Annotated in this window: 10 protein-coding genes; 5 read left to right on the top strand and 5 right to left on the bottom strand. The window is 51.3% G+C overall.

Going from position 1 to position 10,243, the window contains the following annotated elements:
- Nucleotides 1–10 precede the first annotated feature (10 nt).
- Nucleotides 11–262 carry a 30S ribosomal protein S16 gene (gene rpsP / locus PHT20_RS02320; protein WP_300085770.1) on the bottom strand — a complete coding sequence of 84 codons (252 nt, stop codon included), beginning with the start codon at nucleotides 260–262 and terminating at the stop codon, nucleotides 11–13.
- 129 nt (nucleotides 263–391) lie between these two features.
- Here rpsP and PHT20_RS02315 point away from each other — a divergent pair, with 129 nt between their 5' ends.
- Nucleotides 392–925, top strand: coding sequence for a GNAT family N-acetyltransferase (locus PHT20_RS02315; RefSeq protein WP_301019259.1), 534 nt, complete (start codon nucleotides 392–394; stop codon nucleotides 923–925).
- A 104-nt stretch (nucleotides 926–1,029) separates the two neighbouring features.
- Here PHT20_RS02315 and acnB read toward each other — a convergent pair whose 3' ends face one another.
- The 4 genes from acnB to PHT20_RS02295 are packed head-to-tail and all read right to left on the bottom strand — an operon-like array spanning nucleotide 1,030 to nucleotide 6,355.
- Nucleotides 1,030–3,612, bottom strand: coding sequence for a bifunctional aconitate hydratase 2/2-methylisocitrate dehydratase (acnB, locus tag PHT20_RS02310; protein ID WP_301019258.1), 2,583 nt, complete (start codon nucleotides 3,610–3,612; stop codon nucleotides 1,030–1,032).
- Nucleotides 3,613–3,657: 45 nt separating this feature from the next.
- A complete protein-coding gene (locus PHT20_RS02305; RefSeq protein WP_301019257.1) occupies nucleotides 3,658–4,275 on the bottom strand; it encodes a hypothetical protein in 618 nt (205 codons plus the stop codon).
- Between the two features lie 17 nt (nucleotides 4,276–4,292).
- The gene (locus PHT20_RS02300) at nucleotides 4,293–5,345 is read right to left on the bottom strand and encodes an aldolase/citrate lyase family protein (RefSeq protein ID WP_301019256.1); all 1,053 of its coding nucleotides are present in this window, start codon (nucleotides 5,343–5,345) and stop codon (nucleotides 4,293–4,295) included.
- A gap of 23 nt (nucleotides 5,346–5,368) precedes the next feature.
- The gene (locus PHT20_RS02295; RefSeq protein WP_301019255.1) at nucleotides 5,369–6,355 is read right to left on the bottom strand and encodes a malate dehydrogenase; all 987 of its coding nucleotides are present in this window, start codon (nucleotides 6,353–6,355) and stop codon (nucleotides 5,369–5,371) included.
- A gap of 176 nt (nucleotides 6,356–6,531) precedes the next feature.
- Here PHT20_RS02295 and PHT20_RS02290 point away from each other — a divergent pair, with 176 nt between their 5' ends.
- The 4 genes from PHT20_RS02290 (at nucleotide 6,532) to sdhA (ending at nucleotide 10,243) form a co-directional block, all read left to right on the top strand.
- Entirely contained in the window at nucleotides 6,532–7,323 is a 792-nt protein-coding gene (locus PHT20_RS02290) for a GntR family transcriptional regulator (protein ID WP_301019254.1), read from the top strand.
- A gap of 206 nt (nucleotides 7,324–7,529) precedes the next feature.
- The gene (sdhC, locus tag PHT20_RS02285; protein ID WP_301019267.1) at nucleotides 7,530–7,973 is read left to right on the top strand and encodes a succinate dehydrogenase, cytochrome b556 subunit; all 444 of its coding nucleotides are present in this window, start codon (nucleotides 7,530–7,532) and stop codon (nucleotides 7,971–7,973) included.
- A gap of 15 nt (nucleotides 7,974–7,988) precedes the next feature.
- Complete coding sequence (gene sdhD / locus PHT20_RS02280; RefSeq protein WP_301019253.1) at nucleotides 7,989–8,354, top strand: succinate dehydrogenase, hydrophobic membrane anchor protein; 366 nt, start codon at nucleotides 7,989–7,991, stop codon at nucleotides 8,352–8,354.
- Between the two features lie 86 nt (nucleotides 8,355–8,440).
- Nucleotides 8,441–10,243 carry a succinate dehydrogenase flavoprotein subunit gene (sdhA, locus tag PHT20_RS02275; RefSeq protein WP_301019252.1) on the top strand — a complete coding sequence of 601 codons (1,803 nt, stop codon included), beginning with the start codon at nucleotides 8,441–8,443 and terminating at the stop codon, nucleotides 10,241–10,243.

Genomic DNA, 10,243 nt, shown 5'->3' with positions numbered 1-10,243 from the left:
CATCAAAGCATCAAACCGCTTTTTTAGCCAATTGGTTGACCAGGCGTTCCACCGTTGGAGAGGCCTGAGCACCCACACTGCGCCAATAGGTCAAGCGATCTTGGGCAATGCGAATGCTTTCTTCGTTGGCTGTAGCAATGGGGTTGTAAAAACCAATGCGCTCAATGAAGCGACCATCACGACGAGTACGCTTGTCAGCAACCACAATATTGAAAAACGGGCGTGCTTTTGCACCGCCACGGGCGAGTCGAATGACGACCATGATTTATCCTTTGGGGGTGTGGAAAAGTTTCCACAAATTGGCATAAAATCCGACGCTTGAGACACGCAACATGACCACCCGGCCATGCGACACGACAGATAGCCTAATATTATATATTCAACACACACCATGTCCATTATTCGCCTCAGCCAAGTTCAAGACATTGACCAGATTACGCGTATCTATGCGCACCACGTGCTTCACGGTACGGGCACGTTTGAAATGATCCCTCCCACACATGAAGACATGGCACAACGACGTGCGGATGTGCTGAGTAAAAAATTACCCTATTTGGTAGCGGTTGACCACGAGCGTGTGTTGGGCTTTGCCTATTGCAACTGGTTCAAACCCAGACCCGCTTACCGTTTTTCAGCCGAAGATTCCATTTACTTGGCACCCGAGGCTGTCGGACAAGGTCTGGGGCGAGCGCTTTTGGCAGAGCTACTCCATCAAGCAGAAATGGCAGGCGTGAGAAAAATGATTGCAGTGATTGGTGACTCTCACAACCTGGGCTCGGTTGGCGTGCATACCAGCGCAGGTTTTCGCAACGTGGGGACGTTGACATCCTGTGGCTGGAAATTTGACCGCTGGCTAGATGTAGTGATGATGGAAAAAACGATTGGCCAAGGAGACAGCACGCGCCCTGATGAGAGCGTCAATTAGCTTGACACAAGGGGTCAAAGACAAAAGGCACCACAGCGATAGCTGCGGTGCCTTTTGTAGATGTATCACACGGCTCACTGAAGAGCCTGACGTATGGTTTGACTTTAGTTCACACTGGCAGCTGCGTCGGTGTAGTCCTTGACTTGATCAAAGTTGAGGTACTGGTAAATTTTGCTGCTGGCTGCATTGAGCACGCCCATGTCAGCCATGTATTCTTCTTTGGTTGGGATGCGACCCAATTTAGAGCAAATGGCAGCCAACTCGGCACTTCCCAAAAACACGTTGCTGTTTTTACCCAACCGATTGGGGAAGTTGCGGGTGGAGGTAGAAAACACCACAGCACCTTCCTTCACCTGCGCCTGGTTACCCATGCAGAGGCTGCAACCTGGCATTTCCATACGTGCACCGGCACTACCCAGCACGCCATAGTGCCCTTCTTCGCTGAGTTGCTTGGCATCCATCTTGGTCGGTGGTGCCATCCACAGTTTGACTGGGATGTCGCGCTTGTTTTCCAACAACTTGGATGCAGCGCGGAAGTGGCCAATGTTGGTCATGCACGACCCAATGAACACTTCTTCAATTTTGGTACCAGCCACATCGGACAAGGTTTTGACATCGTCCGGGTCGTTGGGGCAAGCCACGATGGGCTCGTGAATGTCGGCCAAGTCAATTTCAATAACGCTGGCGTATTGCGCATCGGCATCGGCTTTGAGCAGCTTGGGGTCAGCCAACCAGGCTTCCATGGCTTTGATACGGCGGTTGATGGTGCGGACATCAGAATAGCCGTTGGCAATCATCCACTTGAGCATGACGATGTTGCTGTTGAGGTATTCAATGATGGGCTCTTTGTTCAGATGCACCGTGCATCCTGCGGCGCTGCGCTCTGCAGAGGCATCACTCAACTCAAAAGCTTGTTCCACTTTAAGGTCTGGCAAACCTTCAATTTCAAGAATACGCCCAGAAAACACGTTTTTCTTACCTTGCTTGGCCACCGTCAATTCACCTGACTTGATGGCATAAAGCGGAATTGCATTCACCAGGTCACGTAAGGTAATGCCAGGCTGCATCTTGCCTTTGAAACGCACCAGCACACTCTCAGGCATGTCCAGCGGCATGACACCAGTGGCTGCGCCAAACGCCACCAAACCAGAACCAGCGGGGAAGCTGATGCCGATCGGGAAACGGGTGTGGCTGTCGCCACCAGTGCCCACGGTATCAGGCAACAACATGCGGTTGAGCCAGCTGTGAATGATGCCGTCGCCTGGACGCAGGGGAATGCCGCCGCGGTTGCTCATGAACTCAGGCAGCTCATGGTGCATTTTCACGTCAATCGGCTTGGGGTAAGCCGCCGTATGGCAGAACGATTGCATGACCAAGTCAGCACTGAAACCCAAGCAAGCCAGGTCTTTCAATTCGTCACGGGTCATGGGGCCAGTGGTGTCCTGGGAGCCCACGCTGGTCATTTTGGGTTCGCAATAAGTGCCTGGCAGAACACCTTGGCCTTCAGGCAAACCGCAAGCACGACCCACCATTTTTTGAGCCAGGGTAAAGCCTTTGCCAGTTGCCTTGGGGTTTTGCGGCAATCGGAACAAGGTAGAAGCAGGCAGACCCAATGCTTCACGGGCTTTGGCCGTGAGACCCCGACCGATGATCAAAGGAATCCGGCCACCGGCACGCACTTCATCAAACAGCACATCGCTTTTGAGTTTGAATTCGGCAATTACTTTGCCGTCTTTGAGGGCTTGACCTTCGTAGGGACGCAATTCAATGGTGTCGCCCATGGCCATTTGACTCACATCCAACTCGATGGGCAATGCACCCGCATCTTCCATGGTGTTGTAAAAAATGGGCGCAATTTTGGAACCCAGGCACACGCCACCAAAACGCTTGTTTGGCACAAACGGAATGTCTTCACCAGTAAACCACAACACACTGTTGGTGGCAGATTTACGGCTAGAGCCGGTACCAACCACGTCGCCCACATAGGCCACCATATTGCCACGGGCACGCAAATCTTCAATGAACTTGACTGGGCCGCGTTTTCCATCTTCTTCAGGAGTGATGCCGTCACGCTTGTTCTTGAGCATGGCCAACGCATGCAAAGGAATGTCAGGGCGACTCCAGGCGTCTGGTGCCGGTGACAAGTCGTCTGTATTGGTTTCACCCGTGACTTTGAAAACAGTCAGTGCAATGCTTTGGGGCACTTCAGGACGACTGGTGAACCATTCAGCATCCGCCCAGCTTTGCAGCACGGCTTTGGCGAAAGCATTGCCTTTGTCGGCTTTTTCTTTGACATCATGAAATTGATCAAACATCAACAGTGTTTTCTTCAAGCCAGTCGCAGCCACATCGGCAACCGCTGCATCGTCCAGCAAGTCAATCAACGGGGTTAAGTTGTAACCACCCAGCATCGTGCCCAACAATTCAGTGGCTTTTTGACGATTGATCAAACTGCAGTTTTCTGTGCCGTGAGCCACGGCAGCCAAATAACTGGCTTTTACTTTGGCTGCGTCATCCACACCCGCAGGGACGCGGTGAGTGATCAGGTCAAGCAAATACGCATCCTCACCGGGGGGGGGATTTTTAAGTAACTCAATCAACCCAGCAGTTTGCTGTGCAGTCAATGGCAAGGCGGGAATGCCGAGCGCGGCGCGCTCTTCCACATGGGCACGGTAGGTTTGCAACATAGAGAACTCCTTTTGAATCAAAGATGGATAAAACAAGCAAAATTTTTACTGAACCACCATCGTGGCGGCTGTTAAAGCCTGTGGCACTTGGGAAGAGTCTGCATCCGTAGGGTTGTCAAGTAATCCGGGCATGGGTGCCTTTTCCATGGCTGCGGCAAACAAGGCTTGTGTGGGCGAAACACAGGCGTCCGCCAAACGGGAACCCAGCTTTTGACTCATCAACATTGATTTATTGGCCAATTGCAACCATACAGCACCTGCTTTGGTGTCTTCTAACCGAATGGCGCCCGTTTGAGAAATGACGGGCACCATGCGAAACCGAAGCTTCTGGGTGCGAACATCGAAATATCCGGGCATGGCGGCATCGGCCGTCACTTGAACCGATGCGCCCAGTTCACACTTGACTTCGCCCACCTCTATTTTTTGAGCGATTTCAAGCTCAGTAGGGCTCAAAGCTATTTCGGCCGCACGAACACCCGCAGCCATTTGATTGGCCTTGGATTTCAATTCGACTCGGCTGGAAGACTTGTGTTTAGTGGAAGGATGCGATTTGGCTTTTGTCACACCTTCAGCCATCACGCTGGAGACAGCAAACAGACAACTCATGCAAACAATCGTTGTCGTCACTGACAGAGACACATCAAAACGCCACTTTTGTTTCATGCGGGCACTTTCATAAATTAGAAAGAGTTAACAAAAAATTGATGTGCAGGATCAGCAGCAGAAAGTCTGGCTGTTTGATGTGCACGAACCAAAGTTTGCCAAAAATACCGATAACTGGCGCGATCATGCAACACACCGCGGTGCGCAATGGGTGCCCAATCGGCCGCAAAAGCTTTGCAAACAATCTGGCTAGCTTGCTCAACTTCAGCCTCAGCAGGGGCAAAGGCCTTCAATATAGGCCTAATTTGATCCGGGTGAATGCTCCACATCCGCCCAAAACCCAAGGCACGGCTGGCACGCCTCGCAGCAGCTTCAAGAAGAGCTGTATTTTTAAATTCGGTCACCACACAGTGAGAGGCGACTTTGCCAAAAGCATGACACGCAGCAGAAATTTCCAGTTTGGCTCTAAGCACCAGAGGATGTCCAAACTGATCTAAAGTTTCAGGCTGGTCTGATGACGAGGTTTCCATGGCACAGGCCGGTATCACGCCACCATGAGCTGAAACAAAATCCATCAAGCCAAAACTGGCAGACTGAACTCTGGAATGCGCCACGATGGCTGCCACATGGTGAACCGCCAAAGGCGATTCAATCAAAACATGAACAGGTAGCGGCAACAAACGGCCAGCCGATTCACACGCACGGTCAATGGCCTTTAAAGCACGTTCTACATCAAGCACAGAATCCACTTTGGGAAGCATGACGTGACACAAACCCTGCGCATGCTGCCCCACAATCAATTCAACATCTTGCTCAAACGCATCATGGTCAACCGGATGCAGTCGAACTGCAACTCTTGAGCGCGCCTCAGATGCTATATTTTTGCTAGCTACGTACGCTTTATTTACAAGCTCAGAGACCATCAAAGCATGGTCTTTCTCGCCACCTACCAGTGCCCCATCCTCACAATCGAGTGTGACATCAAAAACACATGTACCAAATTCTTGCGTCAATTCAGACTGCAAGGAAAGGCTTTTGACCATCCGCGCTTCAACCCCACAGTAATGGTCACACACCGGCAAAGAAGATGTCGCTGCCGTGCCATGTAGAGCTTCGCGCGGATGAGTCACAAGCCTGGTTCAATCAACTTGAATTACAGCAAGTGAGCAACGCCAGCTTGCTCGTCTTGCAACTCTTTAAGCGTTTTGTTAATGCATTCTTGGCTAAATGCATCAATAGACAGACCTTCAACCAATTTGTATTCACCGGCTTCGCAAGTCACAGGAAAACCAAACACAGTGTCTTTAGGAATACCGTACTCGCCATTGGATGGCACACCCATGGTGACCCATTTGCCTTGGGTGCCAAGCGCCCAATCATGCATGTGGTCAATGGCGGCATTGGCAGCAGAGGCGGCAGACGATACGCCGCGAGCTGCAATGATGGCAGCACCGCGTTTGCCCACTGTGGGCAAGAAAGTATTGGCGTTCCAATCATGGTCATTGATCATGTCTTTCACGCTTTCGCCATTGACAGTTGCGAAACGGTAGTCAGCGTACATGGTTGGAGAATGGTTACCCCACACCGCCATTTTTTCGATGTCAGCCACAGCCTTACCCGTTTTGGCAGCCAATTGGCTCAAGGCACGGTTGTGATCCAAGCGCAACATGGCGGTGAAGTTCTTGCGAGGCAGGTCTGGTGCACTCTTCATGGCAATGTAGGCATTGGTGTTGGCCGGGTTTCCCACCACCAGCACTTTCACATTGCGGCTTGCCACAGCATTCAGCGCTTTGCCTTGGGCAGTGAAAATTTCCGCATTGACTGCAAGCAATTCGGCACGTTCCATGCCTGGGCCGCGTGGGCGTGAACCAATCAACAAGGCGTAATCCACGTCTTTGAAAGCAGTCATTGGATCGCTGTGGGCTTCAATACCCACGAGAAGCGGGAACGCGCAGTCTTGCAACTCCATGATCACGCCTTGCAAAGCTTGTTGGGCTTTTTCAACCGGCACTTCAAGCAGGCTCAAAACAACAGGTTGATCTTTACCCAGCATTTCGCCCGAGGCAATGCGAAACAGAATGGCGTAACCAATTTGGCCTGCAGCGCCAGTAACGGCTACACGGACGGGCTTTTTGCTCATGGTGGAATCTCCAAAAATGTTAAGAAAAATTCATTGATAGAACGGTTAAAGCTTTGCAATCAACCTCTCATCCATTTGAGTGTAATCTGGAAAACCCTGATTCGTCAAATTGTCTTATGTCTTATATAAGATATGATTTGAAAAAATTACAACAGATAAAACCGAGACCGAACATCATGCAAACGTCCCCTGACAACGCCTTGACAACGACTGACTCCAGCGTGTCAGCCAGTGCAAATTCCACTGTGGCATTTAGCCCTTTGTACCAGCAGATCAAAGAACTGATGCTCAACAGCCTGAGGGCAGGTGAATGGAAGCCAGGCGAAGTCATCCCCAGCGAAGTTGAACTGGCTGGACGCTTCAAAGTCAGCCAAGGCACAGTACGCAAAGCTGTGGACGAATTAGCGGCCGAGAATTTGCTCCTGAGGCGCCAAGGCAAAGGCACTTTTGTAGCCACCCATGCCGAACAACAAGTTCAGTTTCGTTTTTTGAAGCTAGTCCCAGACAGTGGCACGCGTGGCAGCGAGGGACCGGCACAGAGAGACATCATTGAATGCCGAAAAAGTCGTGCCACAGCGGATGTAGCCAAAGCATTGGCACTGCGCACTGGCGACACCGTCATTCAAGCCCGACGAGTGCTTAGTTTTGGTGGAACTCCCATCATTTTGGAAGACATTTGGCTGCCTGCATCACCCTTCAAAGGGCTAACTGCAGAACGGTTGACCAATTACCAAGGCCCCATGTACGCCTTGTTTGAAACCGAATTCAATGTCCGAATGGTGCGAGCTGATGAAAAAATTCGAGCCATTGCAGCCTCCGACATTCAAGCCAATCTGCTTAGAGTGAAGCTCAATACGCCGTTGTTAAGTGTTGAGCGGGTGGCTTACACCTACCGAGACGAACCCATGGAACTTCGCCGCGGCTGTTACCGTACGGAAACACACCACTATCACAACGCCATCGGGTGATTCTTGTAAATGTAACCTTGATGTCAGGCTAAAGGAGTCTTCTACAACATTGATCAAACAAGATGCAGACGCACAGCATTTTGACCAACAAAAATCCCTTGACTTATGGGCATGCAAATCAATTTTGTGCTGCATTGCAATAGAATTTCACGGTGATCAGCATTCACTGGTTACCAAGCAGTTACTCAAAACATAGAAAGCAAAGTATGTCTGAAACAGCGGCTAGCACAGCAAAAACCCGTCCCGAATTCCGCAACATCGACTTCCCAAGTTTGGTAAGTTATCGGTGGCCTTTGGCTTCATTAGCGTCAGGCATGCACCGAGTCAGCGGTGCCATCATGTTTTTCTTGATGCCTTTCATCATCTGGATGTTTGACAACTCGATTTCATCTGAAATTTCGTTTCTTAAATTCAAAGCTGCGTTCAACGTCGGCATGCTGGGGTTGCCAGGATTCATCTGGAAACTGGTCGCACTGGGCTTGATCTGGGCCAGCCTCCATCACTTCATTGCGGGTTTACGCCATCTGTGGATGGACACCCACCACGAACACGTATCGAAAGATTTTGGCCGCCAAACGGCCGCAGTCGTTTTGGTTCTCACCCTATCGCTCACTTTGGTGCTGGGTGCCAAGTTGTTTGGTCTTTACTAAATCAGGAGTTTCCACATGTCTGTTAACTACGGTTCTCATCGCACTGTCGTTGGTGCCCACTATGGTATGCGTGATTGGTTGTCACAAAGAGTGACGGCAGTTGTCATGGCGCTTTTCACCGTGCTTGTCTTGGCTCAACTGATCTTCAGCAAAGGCCCTATCGGATACGAGCTTTGGGCTGGTATTTTTTCGCCACAATGGATGAAGTCTTTGACGTTCGTGGTGATTCTCTCGTTGCTCTATCACGTTTGGGTAGGCATGCGCAATGTGTTCATGGACTATGTCAAACCATACGCAGTTCGCTTTGTGATGCATGTATTTGCCATTGTCTGGCTTACTGCATGTGCTGGTGGTGCTCTACAAGCATTGTGGCGTCTCTAAGCTAACAAAACACTCACAGACTGTTGGCTTGATTCCAATCAGAACACTTCAGCCAACGATCCACTCGAAACTCAAACAAATTCATCATGACAGCAACCTCCAAACTCACAACGCGTAAATTTGATGTGGTCATCGTCGGTGCCGGTGGCTCTGGCATGAGTGCGTCTCTTCAACTGGCCAATGCGGGTCTCAACGTAGCGGTGCTTTCCAAGGTTTTCCCAACCCGCTCCCACACTGTGGCGGCTCAAGGCGGCATTGCTGCCTCGTTGTCGAACATGAACGAAGACAACTGGGACAACCACTTCTACGACACCATCAAGGGTGGCGACTGGCTAAGTGACCAGGATGCAGTCGAATTCATGGTGCGTGAAGCGCCCAAGGTGGTCTACGAGCTTGAGCACTTCGGCATGCCTTTTGACCGCAATCCAGATGGCACCATTTACCAGCGACCATTTGGTGGGCATACCAGCAACCACGGTGAAAAAGCTGTGCAACGTGCCTGCGCTGCTGCAGACCGCACGGGTCATGCGATGTTGCACACGTTGTACCAGCAAAACGTCAAGGCGCGCACCAACTTCTTCGTCGAATGGATGGCACTTGATTTGATTCGCGACGCTGAAGGCGATGTGGTAGGTGTCACTGCGCTGGAAATGGAAACCGGTGAGGTGCACATTCTGCAGGCCAAGACCGTGTTGCTGGCAACCGGCGGTGCAGGGCGGATTTTTGCTGCTTCTACCAACGCGTACATCAATACCGGCGACGGTTTGGGCATGGCGGCTCGTGCTGGCATTCCATTGCAAGACATGGAATTTTGGCAATTTCACCCCACGGGCGTACATGGCGCAGGTGTGTTGTTGACAGAAGGTTGTCGTGGCGAAGGTGCCATTTTGCGCAACAGCAATGGCGAACGCTTCATGGAGCGTTACGCCCCTGGCTACAAAGACTTGGCCACACGTGACTTTGTGTCACGCTGTATGGATCAGGAAATCAAGGAAGGGCGCGGCTGTGGCCCCAACAAAGACTACATCAACCTCGACATGACCCACTTGGGTGCCGAAACCATCAAGCTGCGTTTGCCGTCTGTGCTTGAAATTGGCCACAACTTCGCCAACGTCGACATCACCAAAGAGCCGATTCCAGTCATCCCCACCAACCACTACCAAATGGGTGGTATCCCCAGCAGCATCACCGGTCAAGTGGTGGCCCCCAAGAATGGTGCGCAAGAAATTGTCAATGGCTTGTATGCGGTGGGTGAGTGTTCTTGCGTCAGTGTGCACGGTGCCAACCGTTTAGGCTGCAATTCGCTGCTCGATATTGTGGTGTTTGGCCGCGCAGCAGGTCGACACATCATCGAATTCAACAACCAGAACAAAGAACACAAACCACTTCCGGCAGATGCCGCAGACTATTCACTTGAACGCTTGGACCGGCTCGACACTTCAAAGACCGGTGAATATGCACAGAAAGTAGCTGATGACATACGTGCCACCATGCAAATGCACGCCGGTGTTTTCCGAACCCAGGTCAGCATGGACGAAGGTGTTGGCAAAATTGCCAAATTGCGCGAACGGGTTGGCGGCATCACGCTGACCGACAAATCCAAGATTTTCAATACCGAACGCATTGAAGCGCTTGAAGTTGAAAACATGATTGAAGTAGCTCAAGCCACCATGGTGTCTGCTGCAGCTCGGAAAGAATGCCGTGGTGCGCACAGCGTTCTCGACTATGACCGCCCGGCCGATGATGCAACTTGCCCATTGGGTCGCGACGATGTCAACTGGCTCAAACACACGCTATGGGACAAGGCCAGTAACAGCCTAAGCTACAAGCCCGTCGTCCTCAAGCCTTTGACCGCAGAGTCGATCGCCCCCAAAGTTCGCACGTTCTGA

The sequence above is a fragment of the Rhodoferax sp. genome (assembly GCF_028715765.1).
Lineage (GTDB): Bacteria > Pseudomonadota > Gammaproteobacteria > Burkholderiales > Burkholderiaceae_C > Rhodoferax.
The sequence above is the reverse complement of the archived record's forward strand: the minus strand, read 5'-3'. Positions and strand labels throughout refer to the sequence as shown.